Genomic DNA, 24,143 nt, shown 5'->3' on the forward strand with positions numbered 1-24,143 from the left:
TGTCAGCCTCCTCGCCAATGCGATGGAGGTATTTTTTATGGCTGACGTATTCTCTAGTCCCCTCGATGAGCATCAGAGCGCATTTGTCGATCCCTGGAGTCATCAGCCCCAGAATTGGGGAGATATTCCAGATGACGCGGTGTTCGCTGGGGCATGGCACCTAAACGTCGGAATCGACACTCTTCATGAAGCGCTTTTTCTTGCACGTGATGACCATGGGGACCGCCTGTGGTCACTAACAACACCAGCTGAGAAGGCCACGCGAGAGAATTTAGACGCCCGCGACAACGGCGATCGCGCCTGGATCAAGCGGAAGATCAGTTGCGGCTGTGTGGCCGGAGCGGTTCGCGTCGGAAGTCCGCGCGATGCGGCGAGCATCCTAATGAAAGAGACTAGTCCGCTCTCGCCTTCATTTTTCAGGCTCGGAGCCGCCCTACATGCCCGGCCTGCTCACAAGCCAAGAGATGGGGGAATCGTTGGCGCCTTCGAGCAGGAGTTAAGACGGAATACGGTGGCGGCAGAAGCGGATCAGCAACGAGATGAGGCCGCCATCATCATACCTCCGGACCAAGGGCGGCCTCGGCGGCAAACTAGTAGGCTGTGTTCAAGGAGCTCGATGCCGGCTACGGCACGCCTCGGATCATCTATCCCAGCGCTGCTGGTGTTCGATACGACGAGCCCACGCTGCCGCCCAGAAAGAACTAATGGAGGCTGTCCTTCTCGCCCCGGCTGAGCGAAGCTTCCCTCGTGCCAAACTCGGGGAAGACTCTGGCGAGGAGGGATATGACGTCAGAGCGCTCGTCGAGCGCGGTTCAAAGCCCCAACTCCGAAAGCCCAGGGTGATCGTCCGGACGCCGCCCCAGAGGCCAGTGAAACTTCCGGTCGGCTTCCTTGATGGGAAGGTCATTGATGCAGGCAAACCGGCGTTGCATCAACCCTGCGGCATCATATTCCCAGTTTTCGTTACCATACGAACGGAACCAATTGCCGCTGTCATCATGCCACTCATAGGCGTAGCGGACGGCGATCCGATTATCGGTGAAGGCCCAGAGCTCCTTGATCAGCCGATAGTCGAGCTCCTTTGCCCACTTTCGGGTGAGGAACGCCACGATCTCGGTCCGTCCGTTGGCAAATTCGGAGCGATTCCGCCAACGGCTGTCCGGCGTATAAGCCAGCGACACCTTCTCGGGATCGCGGCTGTTCCATCCGTCTTCTGCCAGGCGAACTTTTTGTGTTGCGCTCTCGAGCGTGAATGGTGGTGCAATGATAGTCATTTCAGTTTCTCCTATACTGACAGGTACGATTTGCAAGTATGAACATTCAAGGCTCGGCCATATCCAATTTTACCATCCGGTCGGCCGAGAATCGTGCGCAACGCACTGATGAGCGCCGCATTTTCCTGCGGAGTGCCGATCGTGACTCGCAGCTTGTCACGCAGCCGATCGGTATCGAACCAGCGGACATAGATGTTCCGCTCCATAAGCTTCGTGACGACTTGGCGTGCGCTGCAGCTGCCATCAAACAATGCGAGCGAAACGAGAACGAAGTTGGCTTGAGATGGGCCGACAGCGAGGTTCAAGTCTTGCAGATTGCGCGAAAGTGTCTCTCGTTCCTTCCGAACTGCCTCCCAAGTACCGCTCGCATGCAGGCGGTCGTCGAGCCCCGCCGCACCGAGTATTTGGGCCATTGCATCGACGTTGTAGGTGTCCTTCGTTTTGTGAAGGATTGGCTGGATCAGCCTGACATCGGCGAGGCCATAACCCAAGCGGAGACCGGCGAGCGAATATCCTTTGCTCAGGGTGCGGAGCAGAAGGACATTTTGATGCCGCGATATCAGCGTTGTCGCATCATAGCCTAGCGCCGGATCAACGAAATCTACATAGGCTTCGTCAACAACGAGTACACCCTTAAAGGACGCGGCGAGCCGTTCGATCGTGGCGATTGGAAAAAGCGTTCCGCATGGGGCGTGGGGGTTCGTGAGGAACGCGAGCTGCGCGCCGGCGGCATTCCAGCGGCTCGCAGTTTCCTCGGGCAATTGCCAAGCTTCGGTCAAGGGAACGTCGCAGACGGGCGCAGGATGGAGACCTGCGAGCAAGGAATAGAAGCCGTAACCGGGCGAAACGATGCCGACCGCGCGGCCGGGATCGACAAAGGTCGCGAGCGCCAGTCGCAGCAGCTCGTCGCCACCATTGGTGGCAATAACCTGATCAGGCGCAACGCCGTGGGCGCGCGCGGCAACGAGACGAAACGCCATGGCCGACGGATCCGGATAGCGCTGGAGTGTGAGGGGAAGAATATTGCTGAGATGCGTCATCACCCTCGGGCTGGGCGGAAAAGGATTCTCATTCGTGTTGAGCTTGATCGCGCCGCTATCGGGCTGGAGGCCCGGTACGTAACCCTCAATTTGGCAAACATGCATTCGTTCGTACATCAGCGTCTCCGCCTGGGCCGGTCGGGTGCATAACCGGCGGATCGCTCCGCGACCAAGATCGGCTGCAACGAAGAGCGATGCAGGCACATATGCGGCCTTCCAATAGGGACGCGACTGGACGAAGATCTCCGCCGATCGCCGGGCACGTCGCTCAAGTCAGTCCTTCGCCCGAGCGCGATCGATCGACATTTGGGTCGGCATCATGTTGACGTTCGCGTTGTGGATGACCCACAGTGAGCCGACGACAACAGTCGCGATCAGCAGGCCAGTGAGGAGAAAAATCACCGTGTTGTTCCGCTGCTCTGGCGCGGTTCCGAGATGGAGAAAGAACGCGAGCTGCACCAGCAACTGAGCGACGGCAAGCAGCGTTATCGCCGGCAGGATCATGTCCCTAGCAACGGCACCGCTCATGACTGCTCCAAACGAGAGTGCGGTCAATCCGAGCGACAGGAAAAAGCCTGCTACGTAGGACTTAAGTGTAGCGTGGGGGGCATCATCTGCAATGTGGTTTGAAATACTCGCTTTCGACATCACAGCACCCCGCGCAGGTAAACGAAGGTGAAGACGCAGATCCACACCAGATCGAGGAAGTGCCAGAAGAGGCTGAGACAAGCGAGACGCCGACGAATGACCCCATCCAGCTCAAAGTGGGAGGCTTGGTGGATCATCACCGCAAGCCAGATCAGCCCCGCCGTCACGTGCAATCCGTGCGTGCCGACGAGCGTGAAATAGGCCGAGAGGAAGGCGCTTCGGTTCGGGCCCGCTCCCTCTTCGATGAGATGGACGAATTCTCGAATTTCCATGTTGATGAATGCCGCGCCCAACACGAAAGTGATGGCGAGCCACGCGATGACATTTCCCCTGCGGTTGGTCTGCAAGTTGAGTACGGCGACACCAAAGGTGAAGCTGCTCGCCAGCAGCAGAACCGTTTCAACCGCAACATACGACAGATCGAAAAGCTCCCGCCCGCCCGGACCGCCCGCAACATTTTCGGCAAGCACGCCGAAGGTGGCGAACAAGCACGCGAATATCAGGCAATCGCTCATCAGGTAGATCCAGAAACCGAGAACGGTCATCGACCCGTCATCATGCTCGTGGTGATGTGCGGCTGAAGCTTCGAACGTCGCTACCGATCTGGGGAGAACAGAGATGTTCATGGTTACACTGCCTTCGATATTTGCGCGTGGCGCTGTCTCTCGATGCGCGCGACCTCGGGTGCCGGAACATAGTAGTCGGTGTCCCGGTCGTAGCTGCGCGCGATGAACGTGCCGACCATCCCAAAGAGGCCAACCGCGGCGATCGCCCACATGTGCCAGACGAGCGCGAAGCACAGGACGAAGCTGAAGACGCCCATCACGAAGCCGGCCGCCGTATTCTTCGGCATGTGGATGTCCTCGTAGTACGACGCGGAGCGCCAGGCTCGTCCAAGCTCCTTGTCTTCCCAATGCTGCTCGAGCGAGGTGATACGGGGAATATGGGCGAAGTTGTAGAAGGGCGCCGGCGAGGCCGTGGACCACTCCAGGCTGCGGGCATTCCACGGATCGCCCGTCAGATCGCGGTTCTTCTCCCGATCCCTGATGCTGACCCAGAACTGGATGAGGATGGCGATGATGCCTATGCCGATAATCGCCGCGCCGACCAGAGCGACGATCAGGTAGGGGTGCCAGTCGGGCAGGTCATAGTGGTTCATGCGGCGCGTCATCCCCTTGAAGCCGAGGATGTAGAGCGGCGTAAAGGCGAGCCAGTAGCCGACCAGCCAGCACCAGAAGGAGACCTTGCCCCAGAATTCATTCAGCTTGAACCCAAACACCTTTGGGAACCAGAAACTCATGCCGGCGAGGCAGCCATAGACCACGCCACCGATGATGACGTTGTGGAAGTGGGCCACCAGGAACAGGCTGTTGTGCAGGACGAAGTCTGCGCCGGGAACCGCGAGCAGGACACCGGTCATGCCGCCGACAGCGAAGGTGACCATAAAGCCGATGGTCCACAGCGTCGCCGAGTGGAAGCGGATCCGGCCCCGGTACATCGTGAACAGCCAGTTGAACAGCTTCACGCCGGTCGGAATCGAGATGATCGTCGTCATGATGCCGAAGAAGGCATTGACGTTAGCGCCGGAGCCCATCGTGAAGAAGTGATGGAGCCAGACGAAGAACGAGAGCACGCCGATCGACGAGGTGGCGTAGACCATCGACTTGTAGCCGAAGAGCGGTTTGCCGGAGAAGGTCGCGATCACCTCGGAGAAGACGCCGAAGCACGGCAGGATCAGCACATAGACCTCGGGATGGCCCCAAATCCAGATGAGGTTGATGTACATCATCGCATTCCCACCAAGCTCGTTTGTGAAGAAATGCATGCCGAAGTACCGATCGGCGGCGAGCAGCGCCAAGGTGGCCGTCAGCACGGGGAAGATCGCGACAATCAGGATGTTGGTGATCAGTGCGGTCCAGACGAAGACCGGCATCTTCATGAAACCCATGCCGGGCGCGCGCATGCGCAGGATCGTGACGACGAAGTTGATACCGGTGAGTGTCGTGCCGAGCCCTGAGACCTGTAGCGACCATATGAAATAATCGACGCCCACTGTCGGACTGTATTCGAGCTCGGACAGCGGCGGATAGGCTACCCAGCCGGTCGCGGCAAAGTCGCCGACCCACATGGAGACCATGACAAGAGCGGCGCCGACGGCGGACAGCCAGAAACCCAGCGAATTGACGAAGGGATAGGCGACGTCGCGCGCGCCGATCTGGAGCGGCACCACGACGTTCATCAGCCCGATGATAAAGGGCGTGGCCACGAAAAAGATCATAATCACGCCATGGGCAGTGAAGATCTGATCGTAGTGATGCGGCGGCAGGTAGCCGGCGGCATCATTGGCGGCCATAGCCTGCTGGGTGCGCATCATGATCGCATCCGCAAATCCGCGCAGTAGCATGAGGAGCCCGAGACCGAAATACATTACGCCGATCTTTTTATGATCGACGGAGGTGATCCATTCGGACCAGAGATAACCCCACTTTCGATAGTAGGTGATCAGGGCAAGAACGGTGAAGCCGAGAATCGCGACGACGATGCCAGTCCCTGTGATGATTGGTTCATTGAGCGGAACGGCACTGAGGGAGAGTTTTCCAAGCATCAGTAATTCCTCCGCGAGACCAGTCCCTGGGGCGTGCAGATCGCGTCGTTGAGCGCCACCGCCGGCATCCGTCCCGCCATGAAGCGATCGACGATGCTATCGAAAAGTCCGGGCGTGACCCTCGCGTATGTGGTAGCCGGCGTCTTGATGCTCGGCTGCTCGAGCCGCCTGTAACCCGCTTCGTCCAGCGCGACCGGCGCGTTCCTGGCCTGCGTAATCCAGGCATCGAACTGTTTTCTGGGCACAGCGACCGTGTCGAAATGCATGTCCGAAAAACCCGGCCCGCTGAAGGCCGAGGATCGACCAGCATAGGTGCCAGCCTCATCGGCGATGAGGTGCAGCTTGGTCCGCATCCCAGCCATTGCGTAGATTTGGCTGCCAAGCTGCGGGATGAAAAAGGAGTTCATCATCGACGCAGACGTCAGGCGGAAGTTGATCGGCGTGCCGACGGGAATCGCGAGGTGGTTTACGGCGGCGACACCGTAGTCCGGATAGATGAACAGCCACTTCCAATCCAGCGCGACAACTTCGACGTTCACCGGCGCGACGTCCGATTCAAGCGTCCGGTAGGGATCGAGCGAGTGGGTTGTCTCCCAAATGAGGACGGCGAGGAATGCTACGATGATGCAGGGGATCGACCAGATAACGATCTCGATCGGCGTCGAGTGCGCCCATTTGGGCATGTAGGTCGCCTTGGAGTTTGACTCCCGATAGCGCCAGGCGAAAACGAGTGTCAGCACAATCACGGGAATGACGACAAGCAGCATGAGGCCGAGCGCGATCAGGATCAGATCCTTCTCCTGCGCGCCGATGGACCCCTTGGGGTTCATCAGTTCCAGATGATCGCAGCCGCCGAGGGTCAAGAGGAGGATCGCAACGGCCACTCGGCCCGCGACTGTCGGGAGCCTAGCGAGCGCAGCGCCCTCTTCGCGTGTCGCACGCTCTACCCGTCGGCCACTATGAAGCGAAGCATGGCTGAAGAGCCCTCCGTGGCCTTGCTTGAGTGCCTTTGTGCTCGCCTCGGTGTGAGGCAACCATGATCCGCGCTGGAACAACTTACCCATCCTCTAGGATCAGCGGCTCATCAGGCGCCGCAGATTGGATTCCCGTTTGTATGGCTTCTGCCTTCGATATAGCTGACAAATCACACCATGATGTATGTTCGTCAAGCATACATTTTCGTTACCTGAACCGCTCAGTGTACGCCATAGAGATGAGAGCGCTCGGCAATTCGAGGCGAAGATCGAGGGAAAATGGCGCTGGATCAATATGTCCGAGCCTGGTGAATGCGGGCGACAGGCAGCTGCGCGTTTATGATAGTAGCGCGACATGGCTAGTCCCGCCCACTTCAGGGCAAACAAAAGCATTTAAGTGTATGCTTAAATAACATACTATTGTGGGCAACAATGTATGGCATGAGCGCTGCTGTGCCGCAACGATGCGGACGGTCCAGTCGGCATCCTCAACCCACGTCCAAGTCCAGATGCAAGGGACCATTCATGACAGACTATCGAACAATTCGTGCCGCCGCTGTGCAGATCTCCCCCGACCTCGCTTCTCTCGAAGGGACGCTCGACCGTGTGCTCGCTGCCATCGCCGAAGCGGCGTCAAAAGGTGTCGAACTAATTGTCTTCCCCGAGACGTTCCTGCCCTGGTACCCCTACTTCTCAATAGCTCACGGGCCGAGCGCCATTCGCGACGAGCACATCCGTCTCTATGAGAACGCCGTCGCCGTGCCCGGACCGGTGACCCACGCTATTTCGGCGGCCGCTCGCAAGCATAACATCGTGATCACGGTTGGGATCAACGAGCGCGACCATGGTTCGCTCTACAACGCCCTGCTGATCTTCGATGCCGATGGCTCGCTGCGCCTGAAACATCGCAAGATCTCGCCAGCCTATCACGAACGAATGATCTGGGGCGTGGGCGACGGATCGACCCTGCAAGTGGTCGAAACGGCGGTCGGCAGAATCGGCGGCTTGATCTGCTGGGAGCATTACAATCCGCTCGCCCGCTATGCGATCATGGCCCAGCATGAGGATATCCACGTGGCGCAATATCCCGGTGCGCTCTTCGGCCCCACCTTTAGCGACCAGACGGAGGTCCAGCTTCGCAACCATGCCCTCCAGAGCGGCTGCTTTGTGGTCAATGCGACGGCTTGGCTCACCGAGGAGCAAGTCATGAAGATCGCTGGCGAGAATGGCGCGGCCGCAGCAATCCGCGGCGGCTGCATGACTGCGATCATCGATCCAGAGGGAAGGCATGTAGTCCCACCGCTGACTTCCGGAGAGGGGATTCTGGTTGCCGATCTTGATCTCAAGCTGAACGTAGTCGGCAAGCGACTAATGGATTCTGTGGGCCACTTTTCGCGCCCAGAGCTCCTCCGGCTTCTTATGACCAACCAAGCGGTGGCGCCAACCGTCACCTCGCGCGAACTCGCCTTGCAGCGGCCGCCCGTGGCCCTGCCGGCACCTCTCCCGGAACCTACAGCGATGCCGATCCTCGCGGCCGCTATCGAGTGATCAAGACGCCTCGGCAAGAGCTGCCTGAGGCGTCCCCCCTTTGCCTCGTTCCGAACGGCCGGCCGCGGAAGCATCGTTCAACTGGACCAGCGTAGTGGTGGCGATTTTGAGCACCTCTCGAAGAGCTACTGGGCTTTATCCGTTGGTCAACCATCCGGTCTCGAGCTTCCAAGAAATTCGGTGAGCAGCGCGTTGAATCGTGCAGGAGCTTCGAGGTAAGGCAGATGCCCGCAACTCGGCATTCGTGCGATCGAGGATCCTGCGAGCGCTGGTGGAGCTCCTCGACACAGTAGTCCGGGACGAAAGCGTCCCGTTCTCCTCTGATAAGAAGGATCGGGCAGCGGACATCGGCCAGCTCCGCGCGCTGGTCGAATGCGATGAGCTCGTTGAAACGGGCCCGGATATGTTGGGGATCGATCCAATTGAGCGATCGCAGGAAGCCCCGGACGATAGCGTCATGCTCGCTGACTCCCATCGCGTATAGTAGTTCTTCGGCCCATCCTCGCCCCCCGTCGGGCAGGAGGAGCAGATCATAGAGCTTGAGGCGCGCCTCCCTGTCCGCCGGCTTCAAGTGGATGAACGCGTTGACGACCGCGATGCGCTCAACGCGTTCTGGATGGCGTGCCGCGAACATCAAAGCGACGCGAGCACCTTTCGAAAGGCCACAGATTGCGATCCGTTCGATCTGGAGATGCTCAGTCAGCGCGAGAATCGCTTCCCAATAGCGATCGAATCGTACTTCGCGCCCCTCTGATCGACCGTGGCCGGGCATGTCAATTCCGACGACGCGATGAGTCGTCGCAAGGGCTAAGCGTTGCAACATCCAGTTGTCCACATTGCCGCCAAGGCCGTGAACAAAGAGCAATGCCAGTCCCGCTCCCTCAAGCGTATAGTGCAACCTTCGGCCGTCATGGATGAAAGAGCTCATTGCCTCATGCTCTCCGGAGCGAGCTTGGAATGCGCTGCCGTCGCGTCAAGCGGACTACACCGTACCGACGCATCTACGATCAGCACGACCCCTCTATACCTAAGGGAAACTGGCGGCACGGCAGCTGCGGGAGGAATTGCATCACGCCGTTTCCTCCATCGAAGAATATGATGACCGTTACACCGGTTGAGAACTTGCGAATGTTCGGCTTCATCGTTGAAAGCCGTCGCCCGCTCTATTGATCACGTTCGGACCGCCTCCCTGACTTCCTGGTAACACCAACTCAGCCACTCGAGCGCCAAGGCAAGATCGGATGCCGCGACGGTTGCTCCGCCCCAGAAGCGGAAGCCGGGAGGAGCCGTCCGGTAAGCGCCGGCATCGAACGCAACGCGCTCCTGTGCCAACCGCGCGACGACGGCGTTTGCCACCACAGACTGCAAGACTTGGTCCCCACCTAGCTCCGGATCGACAATCCTGAGGCAGATCGACGTCTGTGACCGGATCTCCGCGCGACTGGCAAGAAAATCGCACCACTTGTTCCGGCTGACCCATTGGGCGGCGCGGTCGAAATTTTCCTGGCACCGCGCCTTCAAGGCAGGAAGACCGCCAATGTCGCGCGCCCAACGCAGCCCGTCGATCGCATCTTCGACTGCCAGAAGCGATGGCGTGTTGATCGTTTCCCCGACGAACAGCCCTTCGATGACGAGGCCACTCTTGACCATGCGGAAGAGTTTCGGCATCGGCCAGCGCGGAACGTGATCAGTCAGACGCTCGACGGCCCGTGGGCTCAAGACCATCATGCCATGGGCAGCCTCGCCGCCGAGCACCTTCTGCCATGACCAGGTCGTCACATCGAGCTTGGACCAGGGCAGGTCCATGGCGAACGCAGCCGACGTCGCATCGCAGATCGTCAAACCGCTCCGGTCTTCGGTGATCCAGTCAGCATCGGGGACCCGGACGCCGGAAGACGTTCCGTTCCACGTAAAGACAATGTCGCGTTCCGGGTCCGCCCGCCGAAGGTCTGGAAGTTCGCCATGGGCGGCCATAAAGATCCTCAAATCACCGAGCCCGAGCTCCCGCGTGATGTCTACCACCCAGTCGCCGCCGAAGCTGTCCCATGCGAAGACATCGACGCCACGTGGCCCGAGTAGCCCCCAAAGCGCCATCTCCACGGCGCCGGTGTCGGAGCCGGGCACGATTGCGATTCGATAGTCGTCCGGAATCTCCAAAACCTCTCGCGTTAGGTCGATAACCTCGCGAAGCTTCGCCTTGCCTTCCTTGGAGCGATGTGATCGGCCTAGCGCAGCGCCGTTCAACGCCTGCAGCGACCATCCGGGACGTTTCCGGCAGGGGCCGGACGAGAAGTTCGGGTTCGTAGGTTTCCTAGCTGGTCGAGAAATCCCTTCGCGCATCTTTGCGTCCTTTCCGGTCTACGCAACTGCTCCGCTTTCGCGGTAGGCCGCGAGCGCGGTCTTGAGCTGGACCAGACTTGGCGTGACCACCGGAATGAAGGCGGCCTCCCTCCAGCGCCGATCGAAACTGGCCCCGGACGCCCTCAGATAGCCACGGCCACCCGTGCTCTGGAGCTCGAGCCCAACAGCCTGCATAACGATGTCGGCGAGAGCGATGCGGATCTTGAACAGCGCCTCCGGCTTAGCTCGGAACATGCCGGAGCGGAGCCCCTCCCGCAGATTGCTTTCCTGCTCGACCAGCGCCGAGGTCAGCGCAATCACCGGCTCAGTGAGTATCTGACGCCGGGGTGCGAGGCGGCCGTGCGCTTCCGCAAGCGCGCGCCGCGCCAGCCCGATGGACATGCCGCACTGGAGGCCGAGGAAGGCCGGGCGCACCTCCGGCAGCCAGACATTGGCATCGGGATGGATCACGCGATCCGCATCGATCTGCACGCCCGAAAGAGTTGCGCCTGCCGTGTTGCTCGCGCGCAGCGCGATGATGTCGAGGTCGGCTGAGCGGCTAAGACCTGCATCGTCATGCGCTACCGAGGCGATGAAGGCGCCTCGCCTGTGCTTTCTCGCCACAGCCACGGCGAGATGAAAGCCTTGCCAGCGCAGATTTGTGACCCAAGGTAACATTCCATCGAGCACGAGGCCGTCGGCTTGCGCGCGCACGTTCACCTGCAGCTCCTCGATGCCGGAGAGAAACTTCATCGCATTAGATAGACCGGTGGCGCCGGCCACGCGTCCAGCCAAGAGGTCCGGCAGCAGCGCCTGGCGCAACCCCGCATTGGGACTTTGTAAGAGATACTCGATGTAGCTACGATGCGCCCAGAGCACGAAGCCGGCAGCTACCGAATGTTCAGAAGCAGCCGCGATCGCCTCGACACCGTCCGTGACGTCGCCCCCTGCTCCACCGTCGGCGACGGGTAGGCCGGCACCAAGCAACCCGCCCGCCGCAAGCCGCGGGAGAAGTTCGCCGGCCAGGGTGTTCTCCGTGTCCAGGCTGAAGGCGTTCCTGTCCAACCATGCTGCAAGCTCGGCATCGACCGACACGGCGGATCATCCTTTCGCGGCAGCGGCGCGCACGCCATCCCAGCGGTAGGGCTCGAACTCCGGGTTGAGCGGTGAGTCGCCGAGATTGTTGGCGAAGTTGCACAGCGTGGCGAGGCTCACTCCGAGCACCACCTCAAGTGCCGCCTGGTCGCCGAATCCGGCCGACTTGAAAGCCTCGAGCTCGACATCGTCGACGCGGCCGCGTGTAGCGATCACCGCCTTCGTGAAGCGCGCGACGGCGTCTAGGCGCGCATCAGGCACATGACCGAGATCGCGCAGGGCCTCGACTGCTTCCTTATCGAGTCCTGCCTGCTTGTAGGCGGCAGACGTGTGACCGGCGACGCAAAAGCCGCAGCCATGCGTCGCGGCTGCAGTGATCTGCACGGTCTCGCGCTCCGCGACCGACAGAGAGGAGCGCGCATTGATGCCAGAGACCGTCAGATAGGTTTCCAGCGCCACTGGTGCATTGGCGAGCACCCGCAGGTTAGCAGCTTCAGGAGCATCTTCAATCGTTCGTAGGGGCAGTCTTGTCATGATCTCTCCTCTTCATTCGCGGGCGCTGCAGCGCGCCGTCCGATCAGGCGCTGCAGCAGCGGCCCTCCGCTCAAAAGTCTGGACGCGGAGAGAGCACCTTGCTGCCACTGCGCAGGCGGATGCTCCGGCGGCGTTACGATGGTCGAGAACCCACACTGCACGAGTGCGGCGAGCTGATCCGGCAGGATGTGTCCGATCGCGCGGATGTCGCCCTTGAATCCATGTCTGTCTCGAAGCGCGCGAGCAACGGTGAAGCCGCGGCCGTCGCGAAACTTCGGGAACTCGACAACGACAAGCTCGAGCTTGTCGAGGAAGGGAAGGATCTTATCAGCCGTAACTCCGGCAGCCGCGAACACACCGATTGGGCCGTCGATGCGAATCTCTGATCCCACCGACGCCAACACGTCGAGCGGGATGACATACTTCGGCCGGATCGCGCCGTCTCCGTTCGCGTCGGGATAGCTCCAGCCGTCCTCGATGACCCGCGCTTTGTTATTGATGAGCGCCATAGACCGCCTCCCTGAAGGGTGCCGTTCCAAGCCGCCGGCAGGTGTCGATGAAGCTCTCCCCGTCGGTACGGTGCGCGAGATAGGCGTCGACGATTGCCTCAATCGCGTCAGGCACGGCCCCGACAGCGACCGAGGGACCGATAATCGTGCCGATGGACGCTTTCTCGTCGGCCGCGCCGCCGAGCGTGATCTGATAGACCTCCTCGCCATTCTTATCGACGCCGAGCAGCCCGATGTGCCCGACATGATGATGACCGCACGCGTTGATGCAGCCAGAGATGTTGAGGTCGAGAGGTCCAATTTCGGCTTGCCGTGCCGGATCGGCGAAACGATCCGCGATCTTCTGCGCGATCGGGATTGAACGGGCCGTTGCGAGGCTGCAATAGTCCATGCCGGGACAGGAGATGATATCGGTGACGAGGCCGACATTCCCCGTCGCAAGACCGCCATCAACCAGGGCCTGCCATAGGTTAGGGAGCTGTTCCTTGCGGACATGCGGCAGAACAAGGTTCTGCTCGTGCGATACCCTGATCTCACCGAAGGAGAAGTGATCAGCTAGATCCGCGATCAGGTCCATCTCGTCGGCGCTCACGTCGCCGGGGATTCCGCCAATGGGCTTTAGCGAGATCACCGCGGAAATGTAGCCCGGTTCGCGATGTGGGTGCGTGCTCGTTCGAACCCAGGCTCTGAACGCACGGTTCGACTTCACCGCACGTTCGAACTCTGGCGTTTCCGAGGGCAAGGGAACAAAGGGCGGCCGCACGAAGCGCGCAGCAACCACCGAGACCACGTCATCCTCGAGGACGCAAGAGTCAGCAGGCATGGCCGCGAACTCATGCTCGATCATCTCGATGAAGCGCTCCGGCTTCATGTCGCGAACGAGGATCTTGATCCGCGCTTTGTAGATGTTGTCGCGTCGACCCAGCGTGTTGTAGACGCGAAGGATTGCCTCGACATAGCGCAAGAGATTGCGAACCGGCAGCCAGTCCCGGACCTTGGTGCCGACCATGGGCGTGCGTCCAAGACCGCCGCCCGCGTAGATCTGAAATCCCGGCTCACCTTTCGCGTTACGCTTCGCGAGTATGCCGATGTCATGGACGCGGACCGCCGCGCGGTCCTGAGGGCTGCCTGTGATCGCGATCTTGAACTTGCGGGGTAGATAGGTGAACTCGGGATGATCAGTCGACCATTGCCGGAGGATCTCCGCGTAGAGACGCGGATCGACAACCTCTTCCGCAGCGGCGCCAGCGAAATGGTCGGTCGTAACGTTGCGCACGCAATTGCCGCTCGTCTGAATGGCGTGAAGGTCCGCTTCTGCCAGCACAGCGAGAATGTCCGCCGCATCTGTCAGTCGAGGCCAGTTGAACTGAATGTTTTGGCGCGTCGTGAAATGCCCGTAACCGCGGTCGTAGTAGCGAGCGACATAGGCAAGCTGCCGCATCTGCGAAGCGCCCAGCACGCCATAGGGTAGCGCCACCCGAAGCATGTAGCCGTGGAGCTGGAGATAGAGGCCGTTCATCAGGCGGAGCGGCTTAAACTCGTCCTCGTTCAGCTCACCCGAAAGACGGCGCTGGACCTGTCGACGAAACTGCTCGGCGCGGTCGCGCAGGAACTGACGATCATATTCGTCATAGCGATAGATGCCCGCGTAGGGAGACCTCGAAGTGGCCGATGGTGGTGCCAGCAATGGTGGGCGCGCCCACCGCTCCCCGACCGCCGTTTTGGCCAAGTCCTCCCGAACACTTGGTCCTGCGCCTCGTAATCGTTCGCGGCGCGCTTGGGGGACAGGACGCCCCTCAACAAGATCGGCCGGAATATCCCGAATGTCGACGGCAACATCCCGGTCGCGATCTCTGACCGTCTCAAGCGCGGATTGGAGCGCGTTACCATCGAGGGCGTCCGCGGCTTCAAGTCGATCGGTCCACTCCCCGTTTGAGCCCAACCAGACAACGACGCCATCCGATAAGCGATTTGCAGTGACGATGCTCTTGGGCATGTGGTATCTCTTCAGGTGGGCTAGACTCAGGCAGCTTGGCGGGCTGCGGCCCAGCCCAGGTCACGGCCCACGGCGATGAGCGCGTCGACGAGATCACGCATGTGCGCTTCAGTGTGGAACGGCGTCGGCGTGATGCGCAGGCGCTCCAGACCGCGCGCCACCGTGGGATAATTGATGGGCTGGACATAGATGCCGCGACCGGCCAAGAGCAATTCGCTGATACGCCGGCACAGATGCGCATCCCCCACCATCACCGGCAGGATATGAGTGGGCGAGTCGAGCACGGGCAGGCCCCCGCTCTTGAGCATCGCCTTCAGCCGAGCCGCATTCTCAGCCTGCCTCGTGCGGTCTTCAGGGTGCGCTTTCACATGCTGTATGGCGGCCAGGGCTCCCGCAGCAAGGTGGGGAGGAAGCGACGTAGTGAAGATGAAGCTGTCGGCGAGGCTCCGGATCACGTCGATCATGAGCGCCGAACCGGCGACATAGCCGCCCATCACGCCAAAGGCTTTCGCCAGGGTACCTTCGATCAGTGTCACACGATGGGCTACGCCGTCACGCTCGGCGATTCCGCCGCCGCGCGCGCCATAGAGCCCCACCGCGTGAACCTCATCAAGATAGGTGATAGCGCCATGCTTCTCAGCGATGCCGCAGATGGCGGCAATCGGCGCCACGTCGCCGTCCATGCTGTAGACGCTCTCGAAGGCAACAATCTTAGGGCGCGCTGGATCGACGCTGCCCATCAGCTCATCGAGATGAGCGACATCGTTATGCCGAAAGATGAGCCTCTCCGCGCCAGATCGGCGAATGCCCTCGATCATCGAGTTGTGGTTGAGCGCATCGGAGAAGATGACGCAGTCTGGCAGGAGCCGGCCTAAGCTGCCGAGCGCCGCGAGGTTCGAGATCCAGCCTGACGTGAAGATTAGTGCCGCCTCCTTGCCGTGAAGATCGGCAAGCTCGGCTTCGAGAGCAACATGCTGACGATTAGTACCGGAGATGTTGCGCGTCCCTCCGGTGCCGGCACCGGAGATATCGATCGCGTTGTGCATGGCTGCAAGGACACGGGGATGCTGCCCCATGCCGAGATAATCATTGCTGCACCAGACCGTGACGCGCTGGATCCCACCATCCGGGCGATGCCAGAGAGCCGTAGGGAATTCTCCCGCGATCCGCTCCAGCTCGATGAACGTCCGATAGCGGCCGTCCAGTTTCATCTCGGAAATTAGTTCTCGAAACTTGGCGTCGAAATCCATCGGTTATCACCCATCGCACGCGATTGTCGCTCAAAGACGGTAAGTCTCGGCGAAACATGCCATACATCTTCGCCCAGTTTAGTAGGTTATATAAGCATACATCTCAACCATACTGCAGGCGAATTGTATGGATCTAACCCCTACGCCTGGAGCATAATCCCTGCTTGCAATCGCACGCGGCGCCTCCGACGCAACCGTGGCGGTCCATATCGCGAAGACAGCCCGATGCCGCGGGCGGAACCCGAAAGACAGGCCTCGCCCAGCGGATGCAATTGGCGGCAAAAGTCGTCGAATGAGGGGTAGTTACTTTATGTATGAATGCGGCACGGCCACGAGATTTTGGTCGCGCAGGAAGCGATCCATCCACCTGACCCCGTCCGCGATGCCGCCGAATGGATAGAGATGATACAGCAGGGTGCCGAAATCCCGTCCGTTCAATCCGAGGGCAAGCCGTTCGACAAAGCGATCCGACGTGACGCGCTGAAGGAGATTGGTGAGCGAGAGGCCATACTTTCGCAGGAGCCCGTCCGATCTGATGACACCAAATTGTTCAGCGTATCTGAGCAGTCTGCCGGCATCCGTTGGCCCAGGGATGCCGATTCGAACGGGCGTAGTGATCTCCTCGCCGCGTAAGCGCGTGATCCAGCGCACGATCGCATCGGCATCGAGTCCGAACTGAGTCGTGATTTCGACGGAGCAGCCGGCCTCCTTCAGGAAAGCGAGCTTCCATCTGAGAGCTCGCCACAGCGTGTCGGCATCGATCTTTGGATGCCCTTCCGGGTGTGCGACAATCCCTACATGGCGAATGGCGTGGCGCTGGAGGATCCCACTTTCCAGTAGGCCCAAGGAGTTTACATAGGGACCGGCAGGCGTCATCGGGTCGCCCCCGACCAGCATGAAACGCGTCGGGGCTACCTCACCGATCAAGTATCCAAGGAAGTTGTCGAGCTCTCTCTCGGAGAGCAGCCGCCGCGCTGAGATGATCGGCACTGGCTCAAAGCCGTATTGCCGCACTATGCGCGCTGCATGGATACGCTGCGCGTGGTTTTCGCTGCCCAGGAACGCAATATTGATGGGCGTTCCTGGTGGAATCTCGGCTTTGGACTCCGCAATCCGCGCGACGGTCTTCGCGGTGACCTCCAAGGCGTAGAGACCGCGCGGAGAAGAAACCAAGGCTGGCGGTTGAATATGAAGACTATGTATCGGCGTCACCGCGCTTCTCTAAGATTGTCGCGCTAACCGCGGGCCAGCGACGATTGCACGTATCTGCCCTTCCAATCATAACCCATACATGCTATCTATAGCGTATGTTTAATTAGCATACAAGCGAGGGAATAGTATGTGGCGACCGCGACTAATCGAGAGCGCCCGCATGAAATATCTCGGAATTGTTGAAGCCCTTGAGGCGGATATCAGGTCCGGGCGGGTCGCACGGAGCGACAGGCTGCCGCCGCAGCGAGCCATCGCGGAAGCTCTCGACGTCGATCTGACTACTGTGACGCGGGCCTTCAATGAGGCGCGCCGGCGCGGGCTCATCGAGGCGCAGGCCGGCCGCGGCACCTTCATCAGAGAGAAACTTGATGGCAACGAGCCCGCCGGAGCGGCGCACCCCTTGATCGATCTCAGCATGAACATTCCGCCACAGCCGTCGGAGGTGGAGTTCCGAAAGATCTTTCCGCAGGGGATCGCCGGCATCCTCGGAAGTCCGCGCGGCCTGCTCAGCCTGCATTACCAGGATAGCAGCGGCGCAGAGCCCGATCGCTATGCAGCCGCAGCCTGGCTTGCGCACCGGCTCGAAGGCGTTGCTCCCGACCGGCTCATGGTTACGGGCGGCGCTCAAAGCGCATTGTTTGCCGTCTGCGAACTTCTGCTCGCTCGCGGCGACGTGCTTCTTGCCGGTGCGATGACCTATCCCGGGCTGAAGGCTGTCGCCGCACAGAAAGGGCTCGTCCTCGAACCCCTCGCAATGGATGAACAGGGGATCGTTCCAGACGCATTCGAGAAAGCGTGCCGCGAGAAATCCCCCAAGGCGCTATACGTGATCCCAACCATCGACAATCCAACGACGGCGACAATGTCGGAGGATCGGCGCCATAAGATCGCGGCCCTGGCGCGGAAGCATGGCATCGCCATCATTGAGGACGATCCTTATGCGCCGCTTCGGCCGGAGCGGATTGTCACGGTGGCGGAGCTGGCTCGCGACCTCACCTGGCATATCGCCACTCTTTCGAAATGTGCGAGCCCCGCTTTGCGTGTTGCCTATGTCGTCGCACCTAATGCTGGGATGGCGCTTCGACTGGCGGGCGTGTTGCGTGCGACCATCCTCATGGCACCGCCACTCATGTCAGCCCTTGCGACACGCTGGATCGCCGACGGCTCGCTCGATGAAATCGCGAAAGCCATCAGCGCCGAGAACGCGGTTCGCCAGAAGCTTGCCGCTTCGATCCTGGGTGACGTCAGCTTTGCGGCAGATCCGCACGGGCATCACCTTTGGCTACGGTTGCCCACTCATTGGCGCGCAGGCGACTTCGCGGAGCACGCCGATCGTGTCGGTGTATCGATCGTGCCGAGCTCCGCCTTCGCCGTTGCCGCGCATCCCACTGAGGCCGTGCGTATCTCGCTGGGCGTCGCGCCCGACCGAGGTGCGCTCGAAGATGGCCTCACCCAGCTCGCCAGTCTCATGGCGCAGCCATCGCTCGCTACCAGAGCCGTCGTGTAGTTCATAAGGATTGATTACGATGTCCAACGCCATCAAAGCCGCCGTTGTTCAGGCCGCACCTGTCCTCTTCGACAAGCCGAAGACCTTTGCCAAGCTCGCCAATTGCACGCGCGAAGCGGCCGGTTTGGGGGCGGATCTCGTGGTCTTTCCCGAGGCGTTCGTCGGCGGCTATCCGAAAGGCATCGACTTCGGCGCGCGTCTGGGCATGCGCAGCGCCGAGGGGCGGGAAGATTTCCGCCGCTACTACGATAGCGCCATCGACCTGCCAGGACCCGAGGCCACTCGGCTCGGCGAAATCGCGCGGGACAATGGCGTGTACCTCGTGGTCGGTGTCATCGAGCGGGATGGCGGGACGCTCTATTGCACGGCCTTGACCTACGGATCCAACGGTCGGTTGCTCTTGAAACACCGCAAGCTCATGCCGACGGCGCTGGAACGGCTGGTCTGGGGCTTCGGTGACGGCTCGACAATTGGCGTGGTCGAGACGCCGCTCGGCCGCATCGGCAGCGTCATCTGCTGGGAAAACTACATGCCGCTGCTGCGTGCCGCGATGTACGCCCAGGGGGTCGAGCTTTACTGCGCGCCAACGGTCGATGATCGTGACACTTGGTTGCCCACGATGCGCACCATCGCGCTTGAAGGCCGGTGCTTCGTGATCTCGGCCTGCCAGTATTTCACGCGTAACGATGCTCCGCGGGACTACGCGCCTGTTCATGGTGACGACCCGAAAACGGTACTTATCCGCGGCGGATCCTGCATCGTCGACCCGCTCGGCAATGTCCTCGTCGAACCCGATTTCACCGGAGAGGCGATCAAGCTTGCCGAGATCGACCGGCGGGTGATCGTCCGCGGCAAGTACGATTTGGATGTTGTGGGTCATTACGCCCGCCCCGACGTATTCAGGCTTTCGGTCGACACGCGACCGAAGCCTGCAGTCGCGTTCAAGGGACAACTGCCCTTGTCGGTCGTCCAGGAGCTGAATGTCACGACGGAGCCGAATGAGGACGCGCTATGTTCGGATTAACGGCGCTCGAGCTCGCCCGTATCCAATTCGGATTCACGATGTCGTCCCAGATCATCTTCCCGGCGATCACCATCGGTCTTGCGAGCTATCTCGTGGCACTGGAAGGCCTGTGGTTGTGGAAGAAAGAATAGTCTACCGCGACCTTTATCATTTTTGGAGCCGCGAGCGCATGACGGCACGAGGGATAAGCGCGGGAGTTTTCGGTTCCTCACCAGGACGATAAGATTGAGCTGACCATCGGGAAAAAAGCGGACCTTATCAGTTAGCGTGTCCGCTCCCGATTATTCGCGTTGTGAAGCAGCATTTGGCTGGCGCGCGGATTATCGGCATTGCACGGAAATGGGTTCCAGATGTCCGGCGGGGTTACGGCCCTGACCGGAATGTCCTAAGCTGCAATGGCGTTTCGTTTAGGTAAGGATTGAAGCCGATACGGAAATATTAAGAGCGGATGGGAAGCTTTTCGGGCACAGCGATTGCTGCGGGAGGTAACGACGATGGACTTAGATCCGGTTGTTCTGTCGCGATTGCAATTTGCCTGGGTGATTGGCTGGCACATTCTGCTCCCCGCATTCACCGTCGGTGCCTCTGCGTTCATTACCGTCCTTGAAGGATTTTATCTCACGACCCGGCGCGACGTTTATCTTCGCGTCTCCATGTTCTGGATCAAGATTTTCTCGATCGCGTTTGGCATGGGTGTTGTGACCGGCGTCGTTATGCCGTTTCAGTTCGGCACCAACTGGAGCCGCTACTCGGACGCTACCGCAAACGTTCTCGCGCCGCTGTTCGCCTATGAAGGTCTGACGGCGTTTTTCCTCGAAGCTGCATTTCTTGGCGTCCTCCTGTTTGGACGAAAGCTGGTGCCGCGCTGGGCGCACTTTTTTGCGGCGCTGATGGTGGCGCTGGGCACGCTGTTCTCGTCTTTCTGGATTCTGTCGGCTAATAGCTGGATGCAGACGCCGGCCGGTTACGAAATCATCGACGGCCGTATCTTTCCGACAAACTGGATGGAAGTCGTCTTCAGTTCTTCATTCCCGTACCGGCTGGCTCATACGGTTGTGGCTTTCTACATCACCACCGGTTTCGTCGTCCTCGGCGTTGGCGCTTATCTGATGAGGCGGGAACAATTTGCAGAAGAAGGCCGCACCATGCTGTCGATGACGCTGTGGCTCCTGACCGCGCTGGTGCCTCTGCAGATCTTTCTCGGCGACCAGCATGGCCTTAATACGCTGGAGCACCAACCTGCAAAACTTGCGGCCATCGAGGCACACTGGGAGACCGGCCGCCGCATCCCCCTGGCGCTGTTCGCCATTCCCGACGACAAGACCGAAAGCAACTATGCTGCGATCGAGGTGCCCTTGCTGGGCAGCTTGATCCTCACTCACAGGCTCGACGGCGAAGTCAAGGGCCTTAAGGACTTTCCCGCTGATCAACGGCCGCCCGTCGCAATTCCCTTCTTTTCTTTCCGGATCATGGTTGGATGCGGCATGCTGATGCTTGGTATCGTGCTGCTCGGCGGATGGCTGCGCTGGCGTGGGCGGCTCAACGACACTCCGCTTTTTCTGCGGCTGTGCCAACTCGCGATGCCCATCGGGTTCATTGCGGTTATCGCCGGCTGGGTGACCACCGAAGTCGGACGCCAGCCCTGGACCGTCTATGGCCTGTTGCGAACCGCGGAGTCAGTCTCGCCGTCGTTGACGGGCCGTGACGTGCTGATCTCGCTGCTCGCCTATATGGCCGTCTATCTCGTTATGTATCCAGCCGGATTGTTTCTCATGATCCGCCTTGTCCGCCTCGGCCCGACGCCCACCGCGGAACGAGACGCGGAAATCGAGGCCGGACGTCCACAGGCGCCGGTATTGGCCGCGCCGGTGATTTCCGAGGAGAACGTACCATGAGTCAGGGCGTGATTCAGGTTATGGATTTCGTGCCGATCTGGACGCTGATCCTCGGCCTCGCCGTGTTCTTCTACGTGCTCCTTGACGGCTTCGATCTCGGCGTCGGCATTCTTTTTGGCTTGGCGCCGGACACAGCCTCTCGCAATACGATCATGAATTCGATTGCGCCGATTTGGGACGGAAATGAAACCTGGCTCGTGCTCGGCGGCCTTGGCTTGCTCGCGGCCTTCCCGCTCGCGTTCGCCATCATCCTTCCCGCGGTTTATTTTCCAATTCTCGTGATGCTGCTGGCATTGATTTTTCGAGGGGTGGCGTTCGAGTTCCGCTTCCGGGACGCTGAGCGCAAGACCTTTTGGGACCACGGGTTCAGCTACGGATCGGGCATTGCAACCTTCGCGCAGGGCGTGGTTCTCGGCAACTTCATCCAGGGATTTCGAGTCAGCGGGCGGGTGTTCTCCGGTAGCTCGTTTGATTTCCTGACACCATTCTCGGTTCTGACCGGAATCGCCCTGTTGTTCGGATATGCGCTTCTCGGGGCGGGCTGGCTGATCCTCAAGACCCAAGGAGAGCTACAGGACGCCGCCCGTCATCAGGGTCGTGTCTGTCTGATCGGCGTTTTGGCGGGCATCGGCATCGTCAGCATTTGGACGCCACTCATGAACCCGGCGATCGCCGCTCGTTGGTTCACGTTTCCGAACATCATTTTTCTGGCGCCGGTTCCGATTGCCACTATCGCTGCCACGCTGCTCACCTGGCACGCGCTCGGCAGCCGTTCCGAAGTGCTGCCATTCGTAGGTGGGATCGGCCTTTTCGTCCTTTCATATATCGGGATTGCCATCAGCCTTTACCCAATGATCGTGCCGTATCACTTCACGTTGTGGGAGAGTGCATCTTCCGACCGGACTCAAGTTTTCCTGCTGATCGGAACGCTCGTGCTCCTGCCGGTGATCCTGATGTACACCAGTTGGTCCTATTGGGTATTTCGCGGCAAAGTGCGGGCTGACATCGGATACCACTGACGTGTTGCGCCCGCGATGGCCAGCCCCGCAAACAGTCGGGAGCTTCAGTTGGCGCCGCGCACGATGGTCGCGGAGCCAGGTGATGATCCGAACAAGATGCGAGAAGGGCGAGGAGCCATTCTCATGGATCAGGCATTTTTTTGACCAGCCTCCCTGACTATTGCTTTCTCAAAGAAGGACGATGCGCGCACCGTTCGAAACGCCAAGCGTATCGACAGGTAATTGAACGCCCGTGGCTGGATTCTGACGCGTGAGAGCCGCAGCCTTGTCATCGAGGCGGTTGGCAGAGGTGTCTTACAGGCCCGTGAACAACTGGAACGGATCAAGGGTGGTGACTACCGGCCGGATCCAGAAGGCGACCGAGCGGAGCATCAGCATGCAATCCGCCAAAATAGCTCTAAGTCAGCGGCGGAGACATCGTGAGGCTCGCAACAACGCTTCTCACACCGGCGACAAGCATTGAACGCCGACCAACATTTAGGATGGATACTAAGAGTTCTGGAACGGCGAATTCTGGATGTGATCGTAGAAGTTGCTGTGCCTGTAATTGCGGATGAAATGCGAGCAGATGTCTTCGTTGCAGGTATACACAGTCGTTTCGGGCTTGTGTTCGAAGCCATGAAAGAACGCTTCCGCGATTTCCTGCTTGAAATTGGCTCGCGGAAACTGGCTCACCACGCTTTTGCGAACGTCTTCAGGAAAGGTTTCGTACCCAATACCAAGCGAATCCAGGGCCACGCCGTTGTATAGTAGTTCCACTTCCAAGGGCTTGTACGCGGCGATGCCGGGCGTGGTGTGAAGCGCGATCGCATCCCAAGCCGTCTGAATACGGGCGGTGGGCACGCCATGACTTTCGAGAAACTGACGCACCGCGTTTGCACCATCGACTTCGAAACGGTCAGTGGCACTACTGAACTTCTTAAGCAAACCCAAATCGTGGAAGGCAGCGCAGATGAACACAAGCTCCGCGTCGAATTTCTGTCCCATTTGGCGCCCCATCTCGTTTGCCCAGAAGAACACGCGATGGGAGTGGTTGATCAACACTGGCGTGCTGAATTCCCGCAGTATGCCGGTCGCCTCACGGGTCATTTGGGTGTCCGGAACTCCGGGCTCCACAGACTGAAACTTGGGCGAAGGAGTTGGTACCGGAAGAATGGTCTTGGGACGACGAAATGTTGACGACTCGTCGATTGAGTTTTGAGGCTTCAATTGGATCATCGCTCTCTCCCTGAGGTATCCTTCGATTGGAACAACCCCACCCACTCTTAGCGCCGGCGATAAAGGAATGTCAGCTCGGTGGACGCACCGATAGCACGATCGCCGCCCATTATTCGCACATGGCAATCTCGGCGCGCTCTCGTTCATGGGGCAGCCTAGAGATAACCTACCGCTAAAACTCGAAATGGAAGGTGTGCCGCAATTTTTATTTCGATCTTACGTGAGTCACGCTGACTTTTTTCAAGAACCACTATAGCCGCAACAGGCCGTATACGAGCCTCAACGAAATTACCCCCCGACGCAGTTTGCAGGCCGCCCGATGAGCCTCTGAACTTCCGTCTCGACCAAGTGGGGCGGCCCGTCAGGGCGAGTGATGAGCGGTTCCAAAAGCCGCACGCTTTTTACCTGCCATTTTCCGTGCAATTTAGACATGCGCGCCTGATGTCGACGATTAG

The 24,143-nt window shown here is 59.9% G+C and carries 20 protein-coding genes and 2 pseudogenes; 6 read left to right on the plus strand and 16 right to left on the minus strand.

The genetic code is table 11. The features are described 5' to 3' along the window. Nucleotides 1-812 precede the first annotated feature (812 nt). The 6 genes from YY7_RS0137755 to cyoA form a co-directional block, all read right to left on the minus strand. Entirely contained in the window at nt 813-1,274 is a 462-nt protein-coding gene (locus tag YY7_RS0137755) for a DUF1348 family protein (protein ID WP_028167718.1), read from the minus strand. An 11-nt stretch (nt 1,275-1,285) separates the two neighbouring features. Further along, on the minus strand, nt 1,286-2,431 hold the full coding sequence (hisC, locus tag YY7_RS54090) for a histidinol-phosphate transaminase (RefSeq protein WP_210164722.1): 1,146 nt from the start codon (nt 2,429-2,431) through the stop codon (nt 1,286-1,288). Nucleotides 2,432-2,587: 156 nt separating this feature from the next. Beyond that, on the minus strand, nt 2,588-2,962 hold the full coding sequence (cyoD, locus tag YY7_RS0137765) for a cytochrome o ubiquinol oxidase subunit IV (RefSeq protein ID WP_028167719.1): 375 nt from the start codon (nt 2,960-2,962) through the stop codon (nt 2,588-2,590). Next, a complete protein-coding gene (cyoC, locus tag YY7_RS0137770; RefSeq protein ID WP_433994555.1) occupies nt 2,962-3,582 on the minus strand; it encodes a cytochrome o ubiquinol oxidase subunit III in 621 nt (206 codons plus the stop codon). The genes cyoD and cyoC overlap by 1 nt, the downstream gene beginning before the upstream one ends. 8 nt (nt 3,583-3,590) lie before the next feature. After that, complete coding sequence (cyoB, locus tag YY7_RS0137775) at nt 3,591-5,567, minus strand: cytochrome o ubiquinol oxidase subunit I (protein ID WP_028167721.1); 1,977 nt, start codon at nt 5,565-5,567, stop codon at nt 3,591-3,593. Further along, nucleotides 5,567-6,451, minus strand: a complete 885-nt coding sequence (gene cyoA, locus YY7_RS54095; RefSeq protein WP_245287549.1) for a ubiquinol oxidase subunit II — start codon at nt 6,449-6,451, stop codon at nt 5,567-5,569. Before cyoA ends, cyoB begins: the two co-directional genes overlap by 1 nt. A gap of 615 nt (nt 6,452-7,066) precedes the next feature. On the opposite strand from cyoA, the gene YY7_RS54100 reads away from it, so the two are divergent. Continuing rightward, nucleotides 7,067-8,089, plus strand: a complete 1,023-nt coding sequence (locus tag YY7_RS54100) for a nitrilase-related carbon-nitrogen hydrolase (RefSeq protein WP_080664020.1) — start codon at nt 7,067-7,069, stop codon at nt 8,087-8,089. Here YY7_RS54100 and YY7_RS57540 read toward each other — a convergent pair. From YY7_RS57540 to YY7_RS0137825, 9 genes and pseudogenes are all read right to left on the minus strand, one after another. Then, entirely contained in the window at nt 8,079-9,017 is a 939-nt protein-coding gene (locus YY7_RS57540; protein WP_080664021.1) for an alpha/beta fold hydrolase, read from the minus strand. The genes YY7_RS54100 and YY7_RS57540 overlap by 11 nt on opposite strands. 242 nt (nt 9,018-9,259) lie before the next feature. Beyond that, a complete protein-coding gene (locus YY7_RS0137795; RefSeq protein WP_028167722.1) occupies nt 9,260-10,429 on the minus strand; it encodes a phosphoserine transaminase in 1,170 nt (389 codons plus the stop codon). A gap of 18 nt (nt 10,430-10,447) precedes the next feature. Then, nucleotides 10,448-11,524, minus strand: a complete 1,077-nt coding sequence (locus tag YY7_RS0137800; RefSeq protein ID WP_028167723.1) for an acyl-CoA dehydrogenase family protein — start codon at nt 11,522-11,524, stop codon at nt 10,448-10,450. 6 nt (nt 11,525-11,530) lie between these two features. Further along, the gene (locus YY7_RS0137805) at nt 11,531-12,058 is read right to left on the minus strand and encodes a carboxymuconolactone decarboxylase family protein (protein ID WP_028167724.1); all 528 of its coding nucleotides are present in this window, start codon (nt 12,056-12,058) and stop codon (nt 11,531-11,533) included. Continuing rightward, nucleotides 12,055-12,567, minus strand: coding sequence for a DUF934 domain-containing protein (locus YY7_RS54110; RefSeq protein ID WP_051397129.1), 513 nt, complete (start codon nt 12,565-12,567; stop codon nt 12,055-12,057). The genes YY7_RS0137805 and YY7_RS54110 overlap by 4 nt, the downstream gene beginning before the upstream one ends. Beyond that, nucleotides 12,551-14,209, minus strand: coding sequence for a nitrite/sulfite reductase (locus tag YY7_RS0137815; RefSeq protein ID WP_245287551.1), 1,659 nt, complete (start codon nt 14,207-14,209; stop codon nt 12,551-12,553). The genes YY7_RS54110 and YY7_RS0137815 overlap by 17 nt, the downstream gene beginning before the upstream one ends. 150 nt (nt 14,210-14,359) lie before the next feature. Continuing rightward, nucleotides 14,360-14,563: pseudogene (locus tag YY7_RS65295) on the minus strand (DUF2849 domain-containing protein); the annotation flags it as partial. Nucleotides 14,564-14,589: 26 nt separating this feature from the next. Next, nucleotides 14,590-15,813 (minus strand): 5-aminolevulinate synthase, encoded by a 1,224-nt coding sequence (hemA, locus tag YY7_RS0137820; RefSeq protein WP_028167726.1) that lies wholly within the window; start codon nt 15,811-15,813, stop codon nt 14,590-14,592. Between the two features lie 303 nt (nt 15,814-16,116). Beyond that, complete coding sequence (locus tag YY7_RS0137825; protein WP_196237389.1) at nt 16,117-17,025, minus strand: methylenetetrahydrofolate reductase; 909 nt, start codon at nt 17,023-17,025, stop codon at nt 16,117-16,119. Between the two features lie 160 nt (nt 17,026-17,185). On the opposite strand from YY7_RS0137825, the gene YY7_RS0137830 reads away from it, so the two are divergent. The 5 genes and pseudogenes from YY7_RS0137830 to cydB all read left to right on the plus strand — a co-directional run bounded on the left by YY7_RS0137830 (nt 17,186) and on the right by cydB (nt 22,470). Next, nucleotides 17,186-18,532: a PLP-dependent aminotransferase family protein gene (locus YY7_RS0137830; RefSeq protein ID WP_210164723.1), complete on the plus strand. Its 1,347-nt coding sequence runs from the start codon at nt 17,186-17,188 to the stop codon at nt 18,530-18,532. Nucleotides 18,533-18,551: 19 nt separating this feature from the next. After that, nucleotides 18,552-19,556, plus strand: a complete 1,005-nt coding sequence (locus YY7_RS0137835) for a carbon-nitrogen hydrolase family protein (protein WP_028167729.1) — start codon at nt 18,552-18,554, stop codon at nt 19,554-19,556. Beyond that, nucleotides 19,544-19,719 (plus strand): annotated as a pseudogene (locus YY7_RS61020) (cytochrome ubiquinol oxidase subunit I); the annotation flags it as partial. The gene YY7_RS0137835 and the pseudogene YY7_RS61020, both read left to right, overlap by 13 nt. 331 nt (nt 19,720-20,050) lie before the next feature. Beyond that, a complete protein-coding gene (locus tag YY7_RS54115) occupies nt 20,051-21,451 on the plus strand; it encodes a cytochrome ubiquinol oxidase subunit I (protein WP_035691958.1) in 1,401 nt (466 codons plus the stop codon). After that, entirely contained in the window at nt 21,448-22,470 is a 1,023-nt protein-coding gene (cydB, locus tag YY7_RS0137850; RefSeq protein ID WP_035691960.1) for a cytochrome d ubiquinol oxidase subunit II, read from the plus strand. Before YY7_RS54115 ends, cydB begins: the two co-directional genes overlap by 4 nt. A 489-nt stretch (nt 22,471-22,959) precedes the next feature. On the opposite strand, the gene YY7_RS0137860 is transcribed toward cydB, so the two are convergent. Further along, nucleotides 22,960-23,688 (minus strand): HD domain-containing protein, encoded by a 729-nt coding sequence (locus YY7_RS0137860; RefSeq protein WP_080664022.1) that lies wholly within the window; start codon nt 23,686-23,688, stop codon nt 22,960-22,962. Between the last annotated feature and the right edge of the window lie 455 nt (nt 23,689-24,143).

Source organism: Bradyrhizobium elkanii WSM2783, assembly GCF_000472865.1.
Lineage (GTDB): Bacteria > Pseudomonadota > Alphaproteobacteria > Rhizobiales > Xanthobacteraceae > Bradyrhizobium > Bradyrhizobium elkanii_A.

Excerpts from the sequence above, each read along its gene's own strand:
- YY7_RS0137755 (WP_028167718.1), bottom strand. The coding sequence starts at position 1,274 with ATGACTATCATTGCACCACCATTCACGCTCGAGAGCGCAACACAAAAA.
- YY7_RS54110 (WP_051397129.1), bottom strand. The coding sequence starts at position 12,567 with ATGGCGCTCATCAATAACAAAGCGCGGGTCATCGAGGACGGCTGGAGC.
- YY7_RS54100 (WP_080664020.1), top strand. The coding sequence starts at position 7,067 with ATGACAGACTATCGAACAATTCGTGCCGCCGCTGTGCAGATCTCCCCC.
- YY7_RS0137805 (WP_028167724.1), bottom strand. The coding sequence starts at position 12,058 with ATGACAAGACTGCCCCTACGAACGATTGAAGATGCTCCTGAAGCTGCT.
- hisC (WP_210164722.1), bottom strand. The coding sequence starts at position 2,431 with ATGTACGAACGAATGCATGTTTGCCAAATTGAGGGTTACGTACCGGGC.
- YY7_RS0137860 (WP_080664022.1), bottom strand. The coding sequence starts at position 23,688 with ATGATCCAATTGAAGCCTCAAAACTCAATCGACGAGTCGTCAACATTT.
- cyoB (WP_028167721.1), bottom strand. The coding sequence starts at position 5,567 with ATGCTTGGAAAACTCTCCCTCAGTGCCGTTCCGCTCAATGAACCAATC.
- YY7_RS0137830 (WP_210164723.1), top strand. The coding sequence starts at position 17,186 with ATGAAATATCTCGGAATTGTTGAAGCCCTTGAGGCGGATATCAGGTCC.
- cydB (WP_035691960.1), top strand. The coding sequence starts at position 21,448 with ATGAGTCAGGGCGTGATTCAGGTTATGGATTTCGTGCCGATCTGGACG.
- YY7_RS54115 (WP_035691958.1), top strand. The coding sequence starts at position 20,051 with ATGGACTTAGATCCGGTTGTTCTGTCGCGATTGCAATTTGCCTGGGTG.
- cyoD (WP_028167719.1), bottom strand. The coding sequence starts at position 2,962 with ATGTCGAAAGCGAGTATTTCAAACCACATTGCAGATGATGCCCCCCAC.
- YY7_RS57540 (WP_080664021.1), bottom strand. The coding sequence starts at position 9,017 with ATGAGCTCTTTCATCCATGACGGCCGAAGGTTGCACTATACGCTTGAG.
- hemA (WP_028167726.1), bottom strand. The coding sequence starts at position 15,813 with ATGGATTTCGACGCCAAGTTTCGAGAACTAATTTCCGAGATGAAACTG.
- YY7_RS0137835 (WP_028167729.1), top strand. The coding sequence starts at position 18,552 with ATGTCCAACGCCATCAAAGCCGCCGTTGTTCAGGCCGCACCTGTCCTC.
- YY7_RS0137795 (WP_028167722.1), bottom strand. The coding sequence starts at position 10,429 with ATGCGCGAAGGGATTTCTCGACCAGCTAGGAAACCTACGAACCCGAAC.